We start from the raw sequence: 21,360 nt of genomic DNA, 5'->3' as shown, positions 1-21,360 counted from the left end.
CTCACCCCTGAGCCCTCACCCTGAGCCCTCACCCCTCCGGCAAGATCCCCAGCGCTGCGTCCCTCGCCGCTTCGGCTTCGCGGCGGAAGAGGCGGAACCACATGAAGACCACGAACCCCGCGAAGACGAACCACTCGCCGGTGTAGCCGAGGTTCTGGAAGGCCTTGAGGTCCAGGCCGCTGCCCTCGGCGGCGGCCGGGGGGACGGCACGCAGCGGGGCCTGGACCTCGGTGAGCGTGATCCAGCCGTCGTAGACCTCGTAGGGAACGATGTTGACCAGCGACGCCGCGCTGATCATGCCGAGCTGCCCCCGCGGCAGCCCGCCGCCGGCCTGCACACCGTCGGTGCCCTGGTTCTCGGAGGCCTGCAGCGCCCCGGTGACCGTCACCTCGCCCTTGGGCGGCGCGGGAACCTTCGCCGTATCGGCCTTGGCGCCGGCGTCACCGGGCAGCCAGCCCCGCACGACGGGGAGGGCCTTGCCGCCGTCCGTACGCAGGAGGTTGAGGACGTAGAAGCCCTGCCGGTCGCCGTGTGCGCCCTTCAGGGTGCGGCCGGGTACGAGCAGTTGGTGACCGGGGTCGTAGTGCCCGCGAGCGCTGGCCTGACGGCCGGAGGTGACCTGGTCGACGGGCAGCAGACCGGCGAGGGGACGGGCCGCCGCGGCCTTGGCCCGGGCGGAGCGGTCCTCCTGCTGCTGGTGGGAGTCGACCCGGTCCTCGAAGCGGCTCAGCTGCCAGCTGCCCATGAAGATGCAGAAGGGAATCGCCAGTACGGCGAAGACGTTGATCCCCCACCACCGCGGGGTCAGCAGGAACCGGTACACACCACCAACGGTACGGGGCCTGTACGGCGGGGCCGCACCGCCCCCTCCACGGCCCGCATCCGCTCATGCGGACCTGGGCGTCGGCCGTTACTGGGCCGCCAGCGCCTCGGTGCGGTACACCGTTCCGGCGCAGGCGTCCGCGATCTTCGCTTCGGTCGCGGTGGGCTCCCCGGCCTCTGGCGTGTGGCTGAGAACGACCCCTCCGGGCGCGGTTCCGCCACCCCCGGTCCCAGCATCGCCGCCTGCCTGACCACTGCCGTCACCAGCCGGTGCGGCCCCGGAGTCCGGGGACTGGTCCGGCTCCTTGGAGGGGTCGGGGGTCGGTGAGGGCCCCGGGGCGACGCATCCGGTGGTGCCGCCACCGGACTCGGGGATCCAGGCGAACTTGACCTCGTAGGCCTCCCCCGGCTTGAGAACCAGCTGGTCAGGGGTGATGGCCGGGTCGGGCAGTCCGGTGGCCTCGTCGCCCGAGGTGTGGTCGACGACGTGTATGCGGTCCGGGTTCGTGGAGCCCTGGGCGACGACACCGACGACGCCACCGCCCTCGACGGAGCAGGCCATGGTGGAGGTGTTGACCACACGGAACGAGCCATAGACACGGCCCGAGGAGTCCGCCGGGAGGACCGTGCCGGTTCCCTGGCCGAGCTGGTCGCGGGAGCAGACGGGCGAGGTGACGTCCATGGTGGCGTCCGGAGCGGGGGTACCGGCCCCGGCGCCATGGCCCGCGCCGTTCTTCTCGGCCGCCTTGCCCTTGCCCTCGGGCGCGCGTCCACCGGGCCTCGCGCCGGCCTCGTCGGTCGGCCGGGGTCCGGCGTGCTCGGTGCCCTCGCCGTGTGCGCCTTCGGCACCGCCCTGGGCCGCCTGGCTGCTCGCGGTGTTGGCGGACCGGTCCGTGGAGCCGTCCGCGAGGTCCACGACGTGGACCATGGCGGGGATGGACGTACCGCCGAGCAGCAGCGCGGCGGCCGCTCCGACGACGGCATGACGCCGGCGCTGGCGGCGCGCGGGCACCGCGCGGCGCAGCTGCTCCAGCGCGTCCGGCGCGGGTTCGAGGTCGGCGACGCGGGACTGCAGGAGCCGCCTCAGTTCGTCCTCGCCGCCGAAGCCACCGCCCGTGGGGTGGCCGCGTCCGTGCCGGTCGTCGTCATCGCCGCCGCCACCGCTGCCGAAGGTGACGTCGGCCTGCGCATCACGATCGTGCGCGGCGTCGTCGTAGGCGATGCCGTCACCCTTGTTCGCTTCAGCACCAGGGCCCGTCTCGACGCTCCGGCCCGCCTCGGCGTCCCGGCTCATCTCGGCGCCCCGGCCGGTCTCGACGTCCCGCCCCGCCTCGGCGCTTCGGCCGGGCGTCGTGCCGCCGCCGCACGGACGGCCGCCGACCGGCTCGCCTTCCTGGCTCCCCTGCGCCTCACGCGCCGCATATGAACCGAACGCCCCCTGCGTACCAACCGGCTCCCGCAGGCGACGTGTTCCCCACGCGCCCACCGAGTCGTGCCGGCCGAACCTTGTGCCACTCATGCGGGAGCCTCCATCGCGACGCGGAGCGCCGCGATCCCGCGCGATCCGTACGCCTTGACCGAGCCCAGTGATATGCCGAGCGTCTGGGCCACCTGCGCCTCGGTCATGTCGGCGAAGTAGCGCAGGACCAGTACCTCGCGCTGACGGCGCTGCAGCCCGCGCATCGCCTTGATCAGCTGGTCCCGCTCCAACAGGTCGTACGCGCCCTCCTCGGCGCTGGCCATGTCGGGCATCGGCTTGGAGAGCAGCTTGAGCCCGAGGATGCGGCGACGCAGCGCGGAGCGCGAGAGGTTGACGACGGTCTGCCGGAGGTAGGCGAGGGTCTTCTCGGGATCGCGCACCCGTCCGCGCGCGGAGTGCACGCGGATGAAGGCCTCCTGGACGACGTCCTCGCAGGAGGCGGTGTCGTCGAGGAGCAGCGCGGCGAGACCGAGCAGCGAGCGGTAGTGCGCGCGGTAGGTCTCGGTGAGGTGGTCGACTGTGGTGCCCGCTGCCATCGCCTCGTCAGAGTCCCCACTCTGCGAAGGAAGCTGCGCGGGACGCGTGGTGGGCCAGGGGGCGATCACCGGCATGCCCCCGGCCCCACGGGGCCGCTGCGGGCGCACTGCCGCCCCTGCCGCGCCCGCTGGGGCGATCGTGAATCCGAGTACCTCTGCCACGCCTGTTGGACACGCTTCCCCCCATAAGGGTTGTACGCGCAAGGCACCGCTTTTGACGATGCATCAAATGCCCTCATGCGTACCAGCTCTTCCCGAATGTCCCATTCACCTTGACGCGCTTGCCCTGATACCCGGGGCTCGCCAAGCGGCCCGCGGACATCCCGGGCCACCCCTGAGGGCGGCCACAAAGACGCTCCCCGCCCAACTGCCGGTTGCAGAGTGGCGGGGAGCGAATGGTCGAACAGATCGTCAGCCCAGATCAAGACGTATGGACCAGCAATTCGCTCACAGGATCTTCACACAACCCACAAAGTATCCCCCAGGCGGTCGGGCGGCGACGGCCAATCCCGCCAAGTCGCCCGATAGCCAGTGCCGACACCCCAGGACGCAGAACCCCCGACCACCAACTCCGGGCACACGAGCCTTCGCCATACGAGCCGTCAGCGCGCGAGCCCTTCGGCGTACCAGCCTCCGGTGTACCGAGCCCAGCTTGCCCCACCGGGATCACGCCGCTCCTACCGGCCCCCACCCGGCCCGACCCGGCCCGCGACCTGACCCCGGCTCGCGACCCGTCCCTACCCCCGCAGCTCCGCCGCCACCAACTCGCCGATCTGCGCCGCGTTCAAAGCCGCGCCCTTGCGCAGATTGTCCCCGCACACGAACAGCTCCAGCGCCCGCGGATCGTCCAGCGAGCGCCGCACCCGGCCGACCCAGGTCGGATCCGTACCGACGACATCGGACGGGGTGGGAAACTCCCCCTCGGCCGGATCGTCGCTGAGGACGACCCCGGGGGCGGCGGCCAGGATCTCGTGCGCACCGGCGACCGTGACCTCGTTCTCGAACCGCGCATGGACGGCCAGCGAGTGGGTCGTGAGCACCGGCACCCGTACACAGGTCGCGGTGACCGGCAGGTCCGGCAGTCCGAGGATCTTGCGGGACTCGTTGCGGACCTTGAGCTCCTCGGAGGACCAGCCGTCCTCCTGGAGCGAGCCGGCCCAGGGCACGACGTTGAGCGCGATCGGCGCCGGGAACGGCCCCAGAGTGTCACCGACGGCCCGCCGTACGTCACCGGGCGTCGCGCCCAGCTCCGTACCGCTCACCGCCGACAGCTGCGCCCGCAGCGTGTCGACGCCGGCCTTCCCCGCGCCCGAGACGGCCTGGTACGAGGAGACGATCAGCTCGCTCAGCCCGTACTCGGCGTGCAGCGCGCCCAGCGCGACGATCATCGACAGCGTCGTGCAGTTGGGGTTGGCGATGATGCCGCGCGGACGCACCCGTGCGGCATGCGCGTTGACCTCGGGGACGACCAGCGGCACCTCCGGATCCATCCGGAAGGCGCCCGAATTGTCCACGACCACCGCGCCCTTGGACACCGCGACCGGCGCCCACTGGGCGGAGACCTCGTCGGGGACGTCGAAGATCGCCACGTCGATGCCGTCGAAGGCGTCCTCGCTCAGCGCGACGACCTCGACCTGCTCGCCCCGTACGGTCAGCTTGCGGCCGGCCGACCGGGGCGAGGCGATCAGGCGGATCTCACCCCAGATGTCGGCCCGCTCGGAGAGGATGCCGAGCAGCACCGAGCCGACGGCACCGGTGGCGCCGACGACGGCGAGATGCGGCCTGGGAGCCGTACGGGCGTCCGCCCCCGCCGTGTCGGCGAGGGACGGACGGCCCGCTTCGGCCGGAATCATCGTCCGGTGCCGCCATAGACCACGGCCTCGTCGCTCTCCGTGTCGAGACCGAAGGCGGTGTGCACGGCGCGCACGGCCTCGTTGACGTCGTCGGCGCGGGTGACGACCGAGATGCGGATCTCGGAGGTCGAGATGAGCTCGATGTTCACGCCGGCGTTCGACAGCGCCTCGAAGAACGTCGCCGTGACGCCCGGGTTGGTCTTCATGCCCGCGCCGACCAGCGAGATCTTGGCGATCTGGTCGTCGTAGCGCAGCGACTCGAAACCGACCGCGGCCCGGGTCTTCTCCAGGGCGGCGACGGCCTTGCGGCCCTCGGCCTTGGGCAGCGTGAAGGAGATGTCGGTCAGGCCGGTCGAGGCGGCCGACACGTTCTGCACGACCATGTCGATGTTGACCTCGGAGTCCGCGATCGCACGGAAGATGCGCGCAGCCTCACCCGGCTTGTCCGGGACGCCGACGACCGTGACCTTCGCCTCGGAGGTGTCGTGTGCGACGCCCGAGATGATTGCCTGCTCCATCGGCTGGTCCCCTTGCGGTTCGTTGCTGACCCACGTGCCCTGCAGCCCCGAGAAGGACGAGCGGACGTGGATCGGGATGTTGTAACGGCGTGCGTACTCGACGCAGCGGTGCAGCAGCACCTTGGAACCGGAGCTGGCCAGCTCCAGCATGTCCTCGAAGGAGATCCAGTCGATCTTCCGGGCCTTCTTCACGACCCGGGGGTCGGCGGTGAAGACGCCGTCCACGTCGGTGTAGATCTCACAGACCTCGGCGTCCAGCGCGGCCGCCAGCGCCACCGCGGTGGTGTCCGAGCCACCCCGCCCCAGCGTGGTGATGTCCTTCTTGTCCTGGGACACACCCTGGAAGCCGGCGACGATGGCGATGTTGCCCTCGTCGACCGAGCTCTTGATGCGGCCCGGCGTGACATCGATGATCCGTGCCTTGTTGTGCACGGAGTCGGTGATGACACCGGCCTGGCTACCGGTGAAGGACTGCGCCTCGTGACCGAGGTTTTTGATCGCCATCGCCAGCAGGGCCATGGAGATCCGCTCTCCGGCGGTCAGCAGCATGTCGAACTCGCGCCCCGACGGAATCGGGGACACTTCCTGCGCGAGATCGATCAGCTCGTCCGTCGTGTCGCCCATCGCCGAAACCACGACGACCACCTGGTGGCCGTTCTTCTTGGCTTCGACGACTCGCTTGGCAACGCGCTTGATGCCCTCGGCATCCGCAACGGATGAGCCGCCGTACTTCTGCACGACAAGGCCCACGTGCGCTCCTCGCAACTGTCTCTTCGGGAGTTTCCTCCCGGACCCCCGAAATGGGGGTACTGCGGTCGGCTCAGTCTATCGAGCAAGCGGAGTCCGCCCTGCTAGTACCACATCGTGAGATGTGCGACCCACTGCGTGAGCCACGCCTCCCGGGGCGGTTCCGCCGGGCGCCCCATCGCGCCCGCTCGGCGAGCACATGCCCGCTACAGACCGGTACACACGAAAACGTAACCCAGGTCACAGGGCCGGGGCGCCCCGGGGCTCAGACTCCGCGCAGCCCCAGCGGACCGGCGATCTCCGCCGCCATGACCTTCCCGGCCTCCTCGGCGAGCCGGTCCTCGTCGCCGTCGGCCTCGCTGTCGGTGTCCAGGCCGTCCAGCGCGTCCAGCGGCTGGTCGAGGCGTACGTGGGCGACCAGCGACTGCAGCGCGCGCAGGGCGGCCGAGGCGGTCGGGCCCCAGTTGGACAGGTAGGAGAACTGCCACCACCACAGGGCTTCGCTGACCCGGCCCGCCCTGTAGTGCGCCAGCCCGTGCCGCAGGTCGGTGACGACGTCTGCCAGGTCGTCGGAGATGCGGCACGCGACCGGCTCGCTGCGCGGCACATACGGGTCGAAGACCTCGGAGTAGACGTCCACCGGGTCGAGCAGGACCGCGAAGCGCTCCCGCAGGTCGTCGACGTCCGGCTCCGGTCCGGTGTCCGGCTCGTACCGCTCGTCGGGAACGATGTCCTCGTGGGCGCCCAGCCGCCCGCCGGTGAGCAGCAGCTGGGAGACCTCCAGCAGCAGGAAGGGCACCGCGCTGTCCGGCTCGTCGCCCTTGGCGACCTCCGTGACGGCGACGATGAAGCTCTCGATCGAGTCGGAGATCGAAACGGCGAAGTCGTCCGGGTCCTGTGTCGCGTTGTGCAGCGTGGCATCAGACATCGAGCAGTCTCCTCCCTTCGAAGGCCCGCCCGAGCGTGACCTCGTCGGCATACTCCAGATCACCTCCGACCGGCAGTCCGCTCGCCAGTCGTGTCACTCTCAGGCCCATGGGTTTGATCATGCGGGCCAGGTACGTGGCCGTGGCCTCGCCCTCCAGATTCGGGTCGGTGGCCAGGATCAGCTCGGTGACGGTGCCGTCCGCGAGCCTGGTCAGCAATTCCCGTATCCGCAGGTCCTCGGGGCCGACGCCCTCGATCGGGCTGATCGCCCCACCGAGGACGTGGTAGCGGCCGCGGAACTCGCGGGTCCGCTCGATGGCCACGACGTCCTTGGGCTCCTCCACGACACAGATGACCGCCGGATCGCGCCGCGGGTCCAGGCAGACCCGGCACTGCTCCTCCTGCGCCACATTGCCGCAGACGCTGCAGAACCGGACCTTCGCCTTGACCTCCATCAGCGCGTTCGCGAGCCGGCGGACATCGGTCGGCTCGGCCTGAAGGATGTGGAAGGCGATCCGCTGCGCGCTCTTGGGACCGACGCCGGGCAGCCTGCCCAACTCGTCGATCAGGTCCTGGACCACGCCTTCATACACGGAACGTCTTCTCTCTCTTCTGCCGTGCTGCGTACGCTAGTTGGCTACTCCTCAGAAAGGGAGACCGGGGATGCCGCCGCCGCCCAGACCCTGGGCGAGCGGACCGAGCTTCTGCTGCTGGAGCTGCTGGGCGCTGGCATTGGCGTCCCGGACGGCCGCCAGCACGAGGTCGGCGATCGTCTCGGCCGTCTCCTCCGCGGAGTCGGTGTCGACCGCCTTGGGGTCGATGACCAGGCCCTTGAGCTCACCGGAGCCGGTCACCGTGGCCTTGACCAGACCGCCGCCCGCGGAGCCCTCCACGGGCGTCTCCGCCAGCTCCTGCTGGGCGGCCGCGAGGTCCTGCTGCATCTTCTGGGCCTGCTGGAGCAGCTGCTGCATATTGGGCTGACCACCGGGGATCACGACGTGACTCCTGCCATACGACAACGATTGGTGCGGTAGCCCGAGCCTACGTGTTTCACCGCCCCCGCGCCCTACTGCGTAAGGAGGAGCACGGGTGTACGCCTGGTGTAGGCCCGGTCGGAGCGTGTCGTTCACGTCGTGCCGGTCCGGCCGGCGGCCGGGGGACGAGGCCAGGGACAGGGACAGGGACAGGCACTATCGCCGTACCGCGCCCGCCACCACCCGCAGGCGCACTCTCATCCCCGTACGCGCTTGCTCATCCCCGTATCCGCTCACTCATTGTTGAACTCCTCCACCACCGTCGCGCCCAGCTCCCGCACGATCAGGTCGTGGCCGCTGAGGGCGGAGTCGACCAGGTCCGGGTCGTCCTCGGCCGGCATGTCGTACTCGATCGACATCGGCGGGGGCTCGGGGGTGTACGAGGGCTCCGCCGCGGGGGCGCCGCCCTGCCCGCCCCCCGCGGACGCCGAGGAGGCCACCGCTTCCCGCGCCATCCGCGCACCCTGGCTGCCGCCGGCGCCGCCCTGGCCGTACTGCCCGCCGGAGGACTCGGACGCGCCCGGGCCGCCCTGCCGGGGCGGCGGCGAGGGTGCGGACTGCGGCGGTGCGGCGGGCGCTCCGCCGCCGAAGCCGCCACCGCCACCGCCTCCGCCGAAGCCGCCACCGCCGCTGCGGGGGGCACCGCCGGCGGGCGGATTGGCGCCACCGGACGGGTCGACGATCGCCTCCACGCGCCACTGCACCTGGAACCGCTCGGCGAGCACGTCCTTGAGGACGTCCTCGCTGCCGCCGTTGGCGAAGCTGTCGCGGGCACCGGCATTGGGGAACCCGATCTGCAGCGTCGTCCCGTCGAACCCGGAGACCTGCGCGTTCTGGCTCAGCAGAATCCAGGTGAACCGCCGCCGGTCCTTCACCGCCTCCAGGATCTCCGGCCACATCTGCCGCACCTGAGCGGCGCCCTGCGCCGCCCCGGGGGCCACCCCGGCCTGCGGCTGCTGCTGCGCGGCCGGGTGCCCACCGCCCGCCGGAGCGGTCTGCGCCGGCTGCGGCGGTACGGGCGCGCCGGCCGCCGGGCCGGTCCCCTCGGGCACACCGCCCTGCGGCCCCTGACCACCCTGGCTCTGCTGCCCCTGGCCGCCCTGGCCCGGCGCCACGGCCGTCGGCCAGCCGCCGGGCTGCCGTGCCCCGCCTGCGCTGCCCGCTCCGCCCGCGCCGTTGCCACGGCCCGCGGCCCCGGGCCAGGCCCCGGGCCGTGCGGCCGCGCCCTCATGGCCGGCGGCCTGCGTACCGCCCGCCGGACCGCCGTCGGCACCCCGCTGCTGCTCTCCACCGGGCGCGGCCAGGTCCCCACCGGGCGCGCCCGAACCGCCCGCATCCCGAGCCGGAGCCGGAGGGGCCGTCGCGGCCGGGCCGCCCGCAGCGGCCGGTCCCCCCGCACCGGCACCCGGGCCGCCGCTCGCCGCCGCACCGCCACCCGTCGCGCCCCGCACCGCGGCACGGGCCGCCGCCGGGCCGGACGGCCCCGCGGCCGGCATCGCCGGATGCGCCTCCGGGCCCGGCACATACCCGGCCGCGGGCCCGCCAGTGGCCACCACGGGCGAGGCCCCGGCTCCCAGGTCACCGCCACCGCCGGTCACACCGCCGGCACCGCCCGCCCCGCCGAGCAGCGCCGCACCCGCACCGCGCTCCAGGCGGTCCAGCCGCGCCTGCACCGACCGCTCGTCGTCGTACGCCGCGGGCAGCAGCACCCGCGCACAGATCAGTTCCAGCTGCAACCGGGGCGAGGTCGCCCCGCGCATCTCCGTCAGGCCCGTATTGACCAGATCGGCCGCCCGGCTCAGCTCGGCCGCGCCGAACACGGACGCCTGCGCCGTCATCCGCTCCACCACATCCGCGGGGGCGTCGATCAAGCCCTTCTCCCCCGCGTCCGGCACCGCCGCCAGGATCACCAGATCCCGCAACCGCTCCAGCAGATCCGCCACGAACCGGCGGGGGTCGTTGCCGCCCTCGATGACGCGGTCCACCACCTCGAAGGCCGCCGCCCCGTCCCCGGCGGCGAACGCCTCCACCACCGAATCCAGCAGCGACCCGTCGGTGTACCCCAGCAGGGCCGTCGCCATGGCGTACGTCACACCCTCGGCGCCCGCGCCGGCGAGCAGCTGGTCCATCACCGACATCGAGTCACGCACGGAGCCGGCACCGGCCCGCACGACCAGCGGCAGCACACCGTCCTCGACCGGGATGTCCTCCTGCCCGCACACCTGCCCCAGGTATTCGCGCAGCGTCCCGGGCGGCACCAGGCGGAACGGATAGTGATGGGTCCGCGACCGAATCGTCCCGATGACCTTCTCGGGCTCGGTGGTCGCGAAGATGAACTTCAGATGCTCCGGCGGCTCCTCGACCACCTTCAGCAGGGCGTTGAACCCCGCGGAGGTGACCATATGGGCCTCGTCGATGATGTAGATCTTGTACCGACTGCCGGCGGGCCCGAAGAACGCCTTCTCCCGCAGCTCACGGGCGTCGTCCACACCACCGTGCGACGCCGCGTCGATCTCGATCACATCGATGGAACCGCGCCCGTTCCTGGCCAGGTCCACACACGAGTGGCACTTCCCGCAGGGCGTGGGAGTGGGACCTTCCTCACAGTTCAGGCATCGCGCGAGAATCCGGGCGCTGGTCGTCTTGCCGCAGCCGCGCGGCCCGCTGAACAGATAGGCGTGGTTGACCCGGTTGTTCCGCAACGCCTGCTGCAGCGGATCGGTCACGTGCTCTTGCCCGATGACCTCGGCGAAGGTCTCGGGTCGGTATCGGCGGTACAGCGCAAGGGACGACACGCATACGACGATATCGGGCCCCACTGACAACCGGCCCTTCCCCAAGTTCTCGGCTTCGCTCGAGCACGAGAGGCCCCCATCACCAACGCAAGCGCCCCCCACGCACCCGCCAGAGCCGACCTACCCTTGCTGCCTTCCGGCCCTGGGGGAGTTCAGTCAGATAGCGCCACGTGAGGGGCTGCGCACCACAGTAGCGGATCCACCCCCCGACAGCCGAACCCGCCCCCGGCCCGCACTCCCGCTCCGCCCCCTCCGACCCCCTCCCCCCGGATCATGTTCGCGAGCACTCCCCAACGTCTTGTATTGTTTGCGGCGGAGGATTCGCCTAGTGGCCTAGGGCGCACGCTTGGAAAGCGTGTTGGGGGCAACCCCTCACGAGTTCGAATCTCGTATCCTCCGCCAGTGCTCTCACCGGGCACGATGTCGAAGGGCCCCACCGTTCGCGGTGGGGCCCTTCGACGTTTCGCAGCCCTCGTCGTCCTGGTCTTTGTCCACAAGGGCTGTTTCGGAGGTACCGCGCGCGCATCCTCGCGGCACCACCCGGCTCCCACCCCATGATCTGGTCGATGACTCGGTCCGGGGCGCCCAGCAGCATCAGTACCGCCCCGGCGGTGTGACGTGCGTCATGAAGCCGCCCGTCTCGTGTTCTCGCGTTCCCCGCGGATCTGCCTTCGCTACGGGCGACAGCCGGGCCTCCGGCCGCGTCTGTCACCGCGGCAGTGCTCGCACTTCGGACGCAGGCGGTTCTTCCGGATGCGGAGGTACGTCCTCGTCCAGCGCCCTTTGCGCGTGCCTCATGAACCAGGTGCGGTCCGCCGAGCGATAGAGAGGGCGTGAGACTGTTCCGCCCCATGGGGGCAGACCGAGACCGGGATGACGACGCGGTGCTGCTGCGTGCCGTGACCCGGGGGAATCAGGCTGCGCTGGCCACGCTCTACGACCGGCACGCCGGTTGGCTGCACGCGCGGCTGACACGGCGGTGCGGGGATCCGGAGACCGTGCGCGAGGTCCTTCAGGACACTTTTGTCACCGTGTGGCGGTCCGCCGGTACCTACCGGGGCGGTGAGTCCGGCGGCTGGCTGTGGGTGATCGCGGCGCGGCGGCTGGTGGACGCGCAGCGAGCGCAGGCACGGGCCGAGCGGGTCGAGTACGAGCCGGCGACGGCTGCGCCGTCCGCCGAGGACCGGGTCCTGGCCGGGCTTGAGTACGGGGAAGTGGGCACCGCCCTCGACCGGATCTCCCCGGAGCTGCGCGAGGTGTTGCGCGCCACCGTCGTCGACGGACTCACCACACGCGAAGCCGCGCTGCTGCTCGGGATACCCGAGGGCACGGTGAAGACCCGGGCGATGCGGGCCCGCCGCGAACTCCGCACCCTCTTGTCCCAGTTGTCCGATGGTGGCATGCCGTTGGGAGACCTCGCATGACGTGGAAAGACGAACACCCGGGTGGGAGGGGGCGGGATGCCGCCGCCTCGACATGGCATGTGGACGCGGCGATGAGCGCGCGCTACGCGGACGGGTCCCTCCCCGAGTCCGCCACGTGGTCCCTGGAGAGGCACCTGGAGGCATGCACCCCGTGCGCGACCACGGTGTCGAGGGCGGTCGGCGCGACGGGGGTCGCGACGGCGGTACTGGCAGAGATCCGGGGATCGGTGCTACTCGCGATTGCGGAGGCGGAGGCGCACGAGGCCGCGGGCGCCGCCCACCACCCCTCTCCCTCCCCCAACCGTCGACTCGGCCGCGCGCTCTGGGCCGCCGGGCCGGCACTGCGGGGACCGTGGGTCGTCGCGCTGCTGCTGGTGTGTGCCGCAGCCGCAGGACTGGCCTACGGAGCCGGGTTCGACGGCGCGCGTCCCCTGCTGCTCGCCTTCGCCCCCGTGCTGCCGCTCGCCGGCGTCGCGCTCTCGTACGGGCCGCATGCCGATCCGATGTACGAGATCAGCGCCACGACGCCGTCCGGCGGCCTGCGTCTTCTGCTTACCAGGACCGCCGCTGTCCTCGGGGTGAGCCTGCCGTTGCTCACCGCAGTGGGCGCCTTCTTGCCGGGCCCCCCGGGGATACCCGGCGCCGCGGCCTGGCTGTTGCCGGCGCTGGCGCTGGTGCTGGGAGCTCTCGCGCTCGGCTCGTACGTCGGGTGCCGGACCGCCACTGGGATCGTCGCCGCGGGCTGGACGTTCGCAGTACTGCTGCCCGTGTTCTCGGTGTCCGGCGACGGCGGGGGAGACAGTGGCGGCGACGGCAGGACTCTCCCGGTGACCGCGCTCGCCGAGCAGCTGGCGCAGTACCTCTCTGGGGTCTCTGTGCAAGGTGGTTGGGCCGTGGCCGCCGCGCTCTGCGCGGGTGTGCTCGCCCTGCGCCGCCATTCCTTCGACTTCAGCCCGGGCTCCGGCCGGGGCCTGCGTTTCGACCGTCTGGAGAATCCGTGACCACCACGGCCACCATAAGCATCACCGGACTGAGCGTCCGGCACCGCAGGACCGTCGCCCTTGACGGCATCGACCTCGACTTCAGCCCCGGAGTGCACGGGTTGCTCGGCCCGAACGGCGCCGGCAAGACCTCCCTGATCCGGGTACTGGCCACGGTCGCCCGCCCTGACGGCGGACGCGTGGAACTGCTGGGTCACAACCTGTCCGGCCACCGAGAGCTGGCGGCCGCCCGGCGCAGACTCGGCTACCTGCCACAGGACTTCGGGTATTACCCCGGTTTCACCGTGCGGGAGTTCGTCGCGTACGTGGCCTGGCTGAAGGAGATGCCGGGCGCCGAGGCCGGGGCGGCGGTCGAGCGTGCCGTCGCGCGGGTCGGACTCACGGACCGCATCGATGCCAAGGTGAAGATGCTGTCGGGCGGCATGGTGCGGCGGGTCGGTATCGCGCAGGCCATCGTCAACGATCCGGCCGTGCTGCTGCTCGACGAACCGACCGCCGGACTGGATCCTGAACAGCGGGTCGAATTCCGCTCACTACTCCAGGAGTTGGGCGGCGAAAGCACGGTTGTCGTCTCCACCCATCTGGTGGAGGACGTGGCCGTGGCGTGCACCGAGGTGACCCTCGTCGAATCCGGACAGGTGGCCTATCGCGGTACGCCCGCCTCACTCGCCGAGCTCGGCGAGAGTGTGGACGGCGCGGCAATCGGCGGCAACGCCATGGAGCGCGGCTACACGGCAGCCCTGCGCGGCCACCGCGCCGAGGCGGTAATCACCGCAGGAGCACACCGATGAGCACGCCGACCCTTTCCCAGCCGTCCGTCGCCGGCACCCCGCAGCCGGAGCGCCGCACTCACCACCCGCTGTACGCCGAGGTGCGCAGCGGCCCTGCCCGTTGGGCCGCGCTCGCGGCGTTCCTCACTCTCGCTCTGCCACTGGCAGCCAAGGCAGCTTATTGGCAAGGAAGTTGGGGCCACACGCAGCTGCAACTGCATACCGCAGCCGTACTGCTCGGCGGCCCCCTGGCCGCAGCCGCCGGGTGTTGGCAGGGCGGCCGGGAGCACCGGTCACGCACGACGGAGCTGCGGGTCTGCGGCACCAGGGGCCCGCTCGCGCAGTTCCTGGTGTCGGCGGCGCCGGTGGTACTCGGCGTTCTCGCCGGATACGTACTCGCCGCGGCCGGGGCACTGACGGCCACCTGGCCGTACGTCTCGTCCGGCCGGCCGCACGCCTCCCTGCCGGCAGCGGACGCGACGTTCCTGGCCGCGATGACGATGGGTGGAATGGTCGTCGGACGGCTCGTGCGGTGGCGATTGGCCGCGCCGGCCCTCGCCGGCTTCGCATACGTGGCACTCGCCCTGCCCACCCACCAGAAGTCAGCGCTCCGCTTCCTCAGCCCGGCCGCGACCCACGGCGGCGACGCACTGCCGGTCTGGTGGCAGCCGTTGGCGATGGCAGCGTGGACGGCCGGTCTCGCCACTGCAGCAGTCCTCGCGTACGCCGCCCGCCGTCACTGGTACGCCGCGCTGCCGGCCCTGGCCATCGCGGCCGCCGCGGCCGTGCCCCTCGTGCGGACGGGCGAGGACATGTGGCACCTGGCTCCCGCCGGGAAGGCGCAGGTGTGTAACGACTCGTCTCCGCGCGTGTGCGTCAACGCGTTGAACCGCGGCCTGTTGCCGGCGGTCTCGCGTGCCCTGTCGGGAATCACCAGCCGGCTCGACGGAGTGCCGAACGCCCCCACCCGTTTCGAGGACCTGCACCGTGCCTCCCGCAGCGGCGAGGTGGAGTTGCCCACGCTCTACCTCGGTCAGAGCGTCGTACGCGGCGCGCTGGCCGAACCGGAGCAGTTCGCGTGGGAGGCCGCGGCAGCGCTGACGTCGCGCGATTGCGACACTTTCCCGACCCAGAGGACCGACGACGCTGTACGGGACTGGCTGGCCTCCAACAGCCTCAGTGAGCGCAGACGGCAGACCGCGGAGGAGAATGCCCGCCAGTGGGGCAACGCGACGGCAACCGCCGACGCCAAAGCCGGCGCACGGGCGCTGTCCCACCTCACGGCCATGCGCGACGGCCAGCGGCGCGCCTGGCTCGGCCGCTACTTCGCGACCGCCGGCCGCTGCGACGTGAGCGGGGTGCCCACCCTATGAGGCCCAGAACAGCCGCCTACCCCTCGACGTACGGACTCGTCCTCTACTGCCGCTCGCGTGCCCTGCCGCTCACCGTGGCCACGCTCCTCGGCACCGCGCTCCTGGCCGCCGTCTGCGCGCACCAGCTGAACGCCTCCACCGACCCGTTCCAGCGCGTGCCGCTGGTGGTACTCGCGCCGATGCTCGCCGCCGTGGCGATCGGCACCAGCCTGCGTCAGCGCTCCGCGGAGCTGGACCGGACTGCCGCGCGCCCCGCGCGGCCCCGGCGGCTGGCCCACCTGCTGGCGCTGACCACCCTCGCCGCCGGCACGCTGGCGCTCGCCGCGCCGGGGCACACGCGGGAGTTCGGTGCCCCCGCGATGGTCCGCAACCTCGCAGGGGCGGTGGGGATCACTGCGGCGGCCGCCACAGTGATCGGCCCCCGGCTGAGCTGGCTGCCGACGGTCGCGTATCTCGGCGCGGTGTCCTTGGCAGGCGACGGCGTCCCCGGCCGAGCCGCCACGATCTGGGCCTGGCCCGTGCAACCGGGGCCGCAGCCCGCCGCATGGGCAGTCGCAGCCGGCGCCTTCATCGTGGGCGGAGCGCTCTATGTCCTGCGGGGGCCGTGGCCGGAGAGCCCCCACGACTGACCCCGCCTGCGCACCAGCGGCCGGGTCGAGACGCAGAGCACGGGGCAGCCGCCCCATTCGATCCTCGCGTCATCTCACGGCTCAGGGTGGCGCAGATCGCATACACCGCGAGACCGCCGAGCGCGACGGGACGTGGTTGCAGATCTGGTTGTTCTGCACGGTGGGACGAAAATCCGTCCCACCAGCCCGTTCCATGGCGCACGGCAGCCCAGAGGGCGGGCCGTTTGTTGATGCGCTCCCGCAACAAAGGGTCCACCTCGTCGGCCGCTCGGATGTCCGACTCGTTGCGGGTGGGCGAGTAGCCGTCATCAATCCCCTACTTGCGGAAGTCGGCCGCGAGAGTGTCGAGGAGGCTCGCCGCCACGAAGGACAGCCATCCGCATCCGCCCATGCATGCGCCGGTATGAGTGAACGGCACGAGATGACCGAGTGAAGCGGCATGACCCGGCAATCATGTGCGGGAAGAGCTCACGGATTGACCACTGGCACCCTGGGTCTTATAGATCGCAGCAGCCCTCTGGTAGGGGCCCTTATACCAAGAGTATGGTCTCTTGTATGGCAACCAAGAAGGTGACGGTGACGATCCCCGAGGATCTCCTGGACGAGATCCGTGCCGAGGCGGCTGAGCGGGGACTTTCGGCGTATGTTGCCGAGGCACTGCGATTCAAGCGCGACCGGGACCGGCTGCTGGAGCTCGTCGACTGGCTGCAGGAGGAACACGGCTCGGTCACCGAGGACGAGCGCGCGGCGGCACTCGCGGAACTGGAAGATCTCGACGCCGAGCACGAGCGCCGCCACGCGGCCGGAAAGCACAACGCCGGAGAGGCCGCGTGAAGAAGCGGGCCGGTGAGTACGGGCAGCGTCCACTACGCGTCTTCGTACTCGACTGCGAGGCCCTGTCCCTCGCCGTGCGCGGCGATCGCAAGATGATCGCCTGGCTGGACCTTGCGGCCCGGGGTGAAGCCGACGTGGTGACGTCTCCGATGACGTTGGTCGAGGCGTACGACGGCAGAACCACCGAGCAGCGCTGGGACTGGGTACTCTCGCGACTCAGAGTCGCCGACATCGGGAAGGACGAGGCCCGGCAGGCCCGTCGGCTCCTGGCCGATGCCAAGCTCCACGGCCACAAGTACGCGATCGACGCCATGCTCGCCGTCATCGCGCGACAGCAGAAAGGGCAGGTCACCGTCTTCACCTCGGACGTGGACGACCTGGATAAGCTCGTCCCGGACACCATCGTCGTCAAGCGGGTATGACTGCGCTCTGGTCTCGGTTCTGGTCTCATTCACCCCCGGCCAGCACTGTCCGTCACCTGCCCCCAGCCCCACACCGCCGCAGGTCAGGACGGATCCGAGCACTCCAGAACCACCGGACGAACATGAAAGCGTGTTGGGGGCAACCCTCGTGATCCTCGTCTCGGACCCGAAGACATCGCAGGATGACGCGAAGGCCGCACTGCCACAGAGGCCAACCACCGAGCAGTCAGCCGCTGCGTCGCCGGCGCCCAGCAGGACCGGGCCTCCCCGCTACGTCGGGAAATCCCTGTTCAGGGCGCGCAGCCGGTTTGCAGCCGCGTGGCCTCTTGCTACGCGCCCTGTGGGCAGTCGTGGGTGCGAGATGCTCGCGTGTCACTGGCCACGGCCGGGTGTCATTCGGATACGGCAAGTTCCTTCGGTGATGCTCGCCGGGGCGTTGGACGATCCAGGTGGACAACCACACTGGTGTAGAAGCGATGCACGGCGTCGTCGACGCTGCGGATGAAGCCGGATTCGGCGTTGCCCCGGCCACTTCCCATGCCTTTGAACAGCGACAGGCGGAAGCCGGTGATCCGGCTTTCGTTGATCTTGGGGAGTATGTCCGCAGGCTCCGGGCGGAGCCGTTCCAGCGTGCCCCGCGGCCCCCCGGCCTCTCCTTCGACCAATGTTTCGATGTGCAGGTCCGCCGGTGCCTCGGCCAGTCGGCGGATAAGGCGTTTCGCCCAAGTCAGCGGGTAGCCCTGCTCGGGTGCGGGGATCTCGATGGAGGTGCGGAGCTTGGTGGTGCGCAGGTCGGCGCTAATCGCCAGGATCCCCGGTGCGCCCTCGATGCGCAGCTCTGCCTGAAGTCTGCCGTCGCGGCACAGCTGATCGGCCAGGAGGCTACGGCGTGCTTTCGGATCGGTTCCACGCTTGGCGCGCTGGACGGGCAGTATCTTCTGTCCCAGTTCGCCACCGAGGCTGAGGCAGATCTGACGGACGAGCCGCTCCCAGCTCTCGACCACGTCCAGAGCGCGCGAGTCGCCCTGGCACAGAGTTTCGTCATCGATCCCGTTGCGTACCGGGACCCAGGCCGACCCCATGTTCTGGAAGCCGTGGCAGCCGGAGTTCTCATGCCGTAGGTAGTACAGCAATTCCTGGAGCAGCCAGGCATGCGCCTTGTCTCCGACGCCCTCGTGCCGGATCAGCATCTGTGCCTGGTGCGTGACTTCGGCCCAGGAGAGGTGCCAAAGGGCCACCTTGTGCTTGCGCCGTCCATCGATCTTGACGTCGACGAGCGGGCTGCCTTCCAGCGCGACATCGTTCGACAGTGTGATCACAGCCTCGTATCCACGGCGTGCGGCGATGTCCATATACGCCTGCACCTGGTCGGGCTTGAGGTCATTGCCGTTGGTCTTGGTTTCCACCAGCGCGGTCCATAGTTTGCCGGCCCGCTCGACGCGGATCACTCCGTCAGGGCGTCGCGGCGTATCACCGTGCGGCAGGGAGACCTCGGTGAACGTCTCCATGCGGCCTGCCGGTGCTCCGAACGCCGCCGTGAGTCTCCGGCCGAACTCCGGCACTTGCGCCATCACCGACAGCAGTACCGACGTAGCGCGCATCTCCCGGTCCCGGTCGCTCTTGAGCACCGAAACCGGAAAGAGCCTGGCCTGCTTCCAGGACTCATTCTCCGCCAGAGACTTCCTGGCCACCTTGGGCACGGTGACCTTCTTCTTCGCTGTGCGAGGCCGTGCCGCCTTCTTCGGCCCCACCTCGTCGCAAGGCGGGCGGGGAGACGGAACCGAGCCTGGCGAGGCCTGCGATTCCCGCTCAACGGCCGAAACCTGAACCGCCGTATCGGCTTGCTCGTTGCTCAATGCGCCATTCAGCGCTTCTTCCGCGCCCGCGTCGTCCTCGATGTCGACGCCGAAGTCCGTCGCCAGTCCGGCCAGTCCGGCGTCGTAACCCTGTCCGACGGCACGGAATTTCCACTCTCCCCCGCGCCGATACAGCTCGCCGAAGATGATCGCGCTCACCGTTCCTGCGTCATCGATGGCGAACCTGAGGAGGCTCTCGCCGCCCCCATCGGCCAGCGTCACCTTCAGGTCTTCCAGTTCCCCGAAGCCGGCCCCCTCATAGCGGCTCGCTGCCACGACGATCCGGTCGATGTCGGACGGGACAGCCGTCAGGTCGAAGCCGATCCTGTCCTCGTCACCGCTCTGCGTCGGCGTCTTGCCCAGCAGTTGCACACTCCCGTCAGCGGCAACCGGGTTGTTGTAAAAGTAGAAGTCGCTGTCGCTGCGTACCTTGCCGTTCGCGCCCAGCAGCAGGACGGACACATCCGCATCGCCTTCACCGGTCGGACTGACCCAGCTCAGACTGAGGATCACCGAACCGGCATTCTCACTCAGGGCCGTCAGCGCGACGTTCGAGCCCTTGGCCATGTCATGCATGGAGCCCCCCAGATCTCGCAACTCGGGCACTTGGCTGCCCCACCCAGACAGCCCACCCAGCGCCGTTATGTGACGTACGGCACAGCCAAAGACTGTAGTTCCCACACGCCAGGCCGCGGGGGGTGTCCGGAAAACATCCGGCCTGCTTCGGTGGCGGCCGACAGGAGCGTGGGCAGAGAGACGCGCATGCCGCGCTCGGCGCGTACCCCAACCCGTTGGGCGCTCTTGGCACTTGAGCACGGCGGGATCGATACGGCGGCGTACCCTGGGCGGCCCTTACGAAAGCGCGGCAACCGCGGAGGTGGCCAGGTGGTCGGAGGCGACCAGTTCCCCGGGGCCGGTGGGTTTCTTGGTGTGTGGCTGGATGAGATCGGCATCGAGCTGTCCAAGCTGGGGGTGCTCGCCCTCCCTGAGGGCTTCGCGGACGACTACAGCCCCGGCACGCTGCCCGTCCTGGAGACTGCGGCGATCGCCTACCTGGAGCAGGGGGGCAATACCGATCTCCTCGTCCGTGGCCTGGGCGCCTATCTGGGGGAGGCCGTCTTGTACACGGCCGGGGGGCGCTGGGAGTGGGCCGGGTGCGTGGACGGCGTGGAGCGTCCCCGGGAGCGCGGCTGATCGCTCCTGGTGGCGGGGCGCGGCCACATCGAAGACGAAGACGTGACGCGCATCACGCCAGCTCGTGTCGACCGGATGGGGGTCGGTGGGCGTATGCCCACTGAGACCGAAGAGATCCAGGAGCTGGTGGGTGACCGTCGAAGAGTTCGAAGAGTTCTATGCGCAAACGGTCACCCGGCTGACGGGGCAGTTGTACGTGATGCTCGGCGATCTGCACGAGGCGCAGGACGTGGTGCAGGAAGCGTTCGTCAAGGGCTGGGGCCGGCTGCGGCAGCTCGACCGCGACGGGGCGCCCGAGGCGTGGATCCGTACGGTGGCCTGGCGGTTGGCGGTGAGCCGTTGGCGCAGGGTGAGCCGTTCGGCGGTGGCCTGGCAGCGCAGTGGCGCGCCGCCCCCGGACGAGGGTCCGGGCCCGGAGTCGGTGGCGCTGGTGGAGGCGTTGCGGGGGTTGCCCGCGCAGCAGCGCCGCACGCTGGCCCTGCACTACGTCTGCGATCTCGCCGTCGAGCAGATCGCCGACGAGACCGGGCTGTCCGCCAGTTCCGTCAAGACCCATCTGTCCCGGGGCCGGGCCGCGCTCGCGCACCGCCTGCAGGACCCGCGCATCGAGGAGGCCCCGGGTGACTGAACCGCACGATCCCCTGCGTTCCTTGTTCCAGCAGGCCGCCGCGGCCGGGCAGGACCGCGCCCAGGCCGCACCCGTCTCCGCCATCACACGGCGCGGACAGCGGGCCCATCGCAACCTGATCGCCACGATGGCCGTCGCGGCCGCTCTCGCCGTCGCGGGCACCGGTGTCGCGGTGGCGGCGCTGTCGGGCCGGGGCCCCAGTGGCACGGTGCCGGCCACATCGCCGTCGCCATCGTCGCCATCGCACTCGCCCCGTACGACACCGGCTACCCCGCCGCCCTCGTCCTTGGAGACCACGGCGCCTCCGTCGCAGCCACCCGGGCCGCCGGACGCGTCCCGTACCGGCCCGCCGAGGGCCCCGGTCCGCACGCAGGAACCGAGTGGGACGGGGGCCCCCACCACGGAGCCTCCGGGCGCCTCGGCCACCGCGACACAGACCGGGCCGCCGTCCCGCTGACGGTCTGTTCCGTCAGCCCTCGGTGCACCGCCTCAGCCGCGCAGACCGCGTAGTCCGTGC

General features: G+C 70.8%; 19 protein-coding genes, 1 tRNA gene, 1 other RNA gene and 1 pseudogene. 10 read left to right on the top strand and 12 right to left on the bottom strand.

The features are described from left to right. Window positions 1-28: 28 nt before the first annotated feature. The 10 genes from WAB15_RS22535 to ffs all read right to left on the bottom strand — a co-directional run bounded on the left by WAB15_RS22535 (window position 29) and on the right by ffs (window position 10,895). Window positions 29-823, bottom strand: a complete 795-nt coding sequence (locus WAB15_RS22535; protein ID WP_407287350.1) for an SURF1 family protein — start codon at window positions 821-823, stop codon at window positions 29-31. 87 nt (window positions 824-910) lie between these two features. Continuing rightward, window positions 911-2,341: a hypothetical protein gene (locus WAB15_RS22530; protein WP_399151016.1), complete on the bottom strand. Its 1,431-nt coding sequence runs from the start codon at window positions 2,339-2,341 to the stop codon at window positions 911-913. Next, the gene (locus tag WAB15_RS22525) at window positions 2,338-3,000 is read right to left on the bottom strand and encodes a SigE family RNA polymerase sigma factor (RefSeq protein ID WP_399151015.1); all 663 of its coding nucleotides are present in this window, start codon (window positions 2,998-3,000) and stop codon (window positions 2,338-2,340) included. Before WAB15_RS22525 ends, WAB15_RS22530 begins: the two co-directional genes overlap by 4 nt. A gap of 575 nt (window positions 3,001-3,575) precedes the next feature. Further along, window positions 3,576-4,691, bottom strand: a complete 1,116-nt coding sequence (locus WAB15_RS22520) for an aspartate-semialdehyde dehydrogenase (RefSeq protein WP_399151014.1) — start codon at window positions 4,689-4,691, stop codon at window positions 3,576-3,578. Next, window positions 4,688-5,959: an aspartate kinase gene (locus tag WAB15_RS22515; protein WP_384427788.1), complete on the bottom strand. Its 1,272-nt coding sequence runs from the start codon at window positions 5,957-5,959 to the stop codon at window positions 4,688-4,690. The genes WAB15_RS22520 and WAB15_RS22515 overlap by 4 nt, the downstream gene beginning before the upstream one ends. A gap of 262 nt (window positions 5,960-6,221) precedes the next feature. Continuing rightward, complete coding sequence (locus WAB15_RS22510; protein WP_399151013.1) at window positions 6,222-6,884, bottom strand: DUF5063 domain-containing protein; 663 nt, start codon at window positions 6,882-6,884, stop codon at window positions 6,222-6,224. Continuing rightward, the gene (gene recR, locus WAB15_RS22505) at window positions 6,877-7,476 is read right to left on the bottom strand and encodes a recombination mediator RecR (protein WP_407287349.1); all 600 of its coding nucleotides are present in this window, start codon (window positions 7,474-7,476) and stop codon (window positions 6,877-6,879) included. The genes WAB15_RS22510 and recR overlap by 8 nt, the downstream gene beginning before the upstream one ends. Before the next feature lie 51 nt (window positions 7,477-7,527). Further along, the gene (locus WAB15_RS22500; RefSeq protein ID WP_384427784.1) at window positions 7,528-7,878 is read right to left on the bottom strand and encodes a YbaB/EbfC family nucleoid-associated protein; all 351 of its coding nucleotides are present in this window, start codon (window positions 7,876-7,878) and stop codon (window positions 7,528-7,530) included. Between the two features lie 272 nt (window positions 7,879-8,150). Then, entirely contained in the window at window positions 8,151-10,712 is a 2,562-nt protein-coding gene (locus WAB15_RS22495; RefSeq protein ID WP_407287348.1) for a DNA polymerase III subunit gamma and tau, read from the bottom strand. Between the two features lie 84 nt (window positions 10,713-10,796). Continuing rightward, window positions 10,797-10,895: signal recognition particle sRNA small type (gene ffs, locus WAB15_RS22490), an RNA gene on the bottom strand. A 131-nt stretch (window positions 10,896-11,026) separates the two neighbouring features. On the opposite strand from ffs, the gene WAB15_RS22485 reads away from it, so the two are divergent. Further along, window positions 11,027-11,114: transfer RNA gene (locus WAB15_RS22485), tRNA-Ser, on the top strand. 106 nt (window positions 11,115-11,220) lie between these two features. On the opposite strand, the pseudogene WAB15_RS22480 reads toward WAB15_RS22485, so the two are convergent. Then, a pseudogene (locus WAB15_RS22480) lies at window positions 11,221-11,364 on the bottom strand (site-specific integrase); the annotation flags it as partial. Between the two features lie 199 nt (window positions 11,365-11,563). Here WAB15_RS22480 and WAB15_RS22475 point away from each other — a divergent pair. The 7 genes from WAB15_RS22475 to WAB15_RS22445 all read left to right on the top strand — a co-directional run bounded on the left by WAB15_RS22475 (window position 11,564) and on the right by WAB15_RS22445 (window position 17,165). Next, complete coding sequence (locus WAB15_RS22475) at window positions 11,564-12,136, top strand: RNA polymerase sigma factor (RefSeq protein WP_407287347.1); 573 nt, start codon at window positions 11,564-11,566, stop codon at window positions 12,134-12,136. A 71-nt stretch (window positions 12,137-12,207) separates the two neighbouring features. Further along, window positions 12,208-13,137 (top strand): zf-HC2 domain-containing protein, encoded by a 930-nt coding sequence (locus WAB15_RS22470; protein ID WP_407287346.1) that lies wholly within the window; start codon window positions 12,208-12,210, stop codon window positions 13,135-13,137. Further along, on the top strand, window positions 13,134-13,928 hold the full coding sequence (locus tag WAB15_RS22465; protein WP_407287345.1) for an ABC transporter ATP-binding protein: 795 nt from the start codon (window positions 13,134-13,136) through the stop codon (window positions 13,926-13,928). The genes WAB15_RS22470 and WAB15_RS22465 overlap by 4 nt, the downstream gene beginning before the upstream one ends. Then, window positions 13,925-15,280: a hypothetical protein gene (locus WAB15_RS22460; RefSeq protein WP_407287344.1), complete on the top strand. Its 1,356-nt coding sequence runs from the start codon at window positions 13,925-13,927 to the stop codon at window positions 15,278-15,280. Before WAB15_RS22465 ends, WAB15_RS22460 begins: the two co-directional genes overlap by 4 nt. Continuing rightward, window positions 15,277-15,909 carry a hypothetical protein gene (locus WAB15_RS22455; protein WP_407287343.1) on the top strand — a complete coding sequence of 211 codons (633 nt, stop codon included), beginning with the start codon at window positions 15,277-15,279 and terminating at the stop codon, window positions 15,907-15,909. The genes WAB15_RS22460 and WAB15_RS22455 overlap by 4 nt, the downstream gene beginning before the upstream one ends. Before the next feature lie 555 nt (window positions 15,910-16,464). Then, window positions 16,465-16,743, top strand: coding sequence for a CopG family transcriptional regulator (locus tag WAB15_RS22450; protein WP_399151007.1), 279 nt, complete (start codon window positions 16,465-16,467; stop codon window positions 16,741-16,743). Continuing rightward, entirely contained in the window at window positions 16,740-17,165 is a 426-nt protein-coding gene (locus WAB15_RS22445) for a PIN domain-containing protein (protein WP_399151006.1), read from the top strand. The genes WAB15_RS22450 and WAB15_RS22445 overlap by 4 nt, the downstream gene beginning before the upstream one ends. 392 nt (window positions 17,166-17,557) lie before the next feature. On the opposite strand, the gene WAB15_RS22440 is transcribed toward WAB15_RS22445, so the two are convergent. Continuing rightward, entirely contained in the window at window positions 17,558-19,597 is a 2,040-nt protein-coding gene (locus tag WAB15_RS22440; protein ID WP_407287342.1) for a TerD family protein, read from the bottom strand. A gap of 354 nt (window positions 19,598-19,951) precedes the next feature. Between WAB15_RS22440 and WAB15_RS22435 the strand changes: the two genes are divergently transcribed. Together WAB15_RS22435 and WAB15_RS22430 are read left to right on the top strand one after the other, a co-directional pair. Next, complete coding sequence (locus WAB15_RS22435; RefSeq protein ID WP_407287341.1) at window positions 19,952-20,215, top strand: hypothetical protein; 264 nt, start codon at window positions 19,952-19,954, stop codon at window positions 20,213-20,215. Window positions 20,216-20,345: 130 nt separating this feature from the next. Then, window positions 20,346-20,843 (top strand): SigE family RNA polymerase sigma factor, encoded by a 498-nt coding sequence (locus tag WAB15_RS22430; protein ID WP_399151003.1) that lies wholly within the window; start codon window positions 20,346-20,348, stop codon window positions 20,841-20,843. Window positions 20,844-21,360 lie beyond the last annotated feature (517 nt).

The organism is Streptomyces sirii (genome assembly GCF_045690365.1).
GTDB lineage: Bacteria > Actinomycetota > Actinomycetes > Streptomycetales > Streptomycetaceae > Streptomyces > Streptomyces sirii.
Note: the sequence above shows the minus strand (reverse complement) of the source record. Positions and strands in the feature narration are given on the sequence as shown.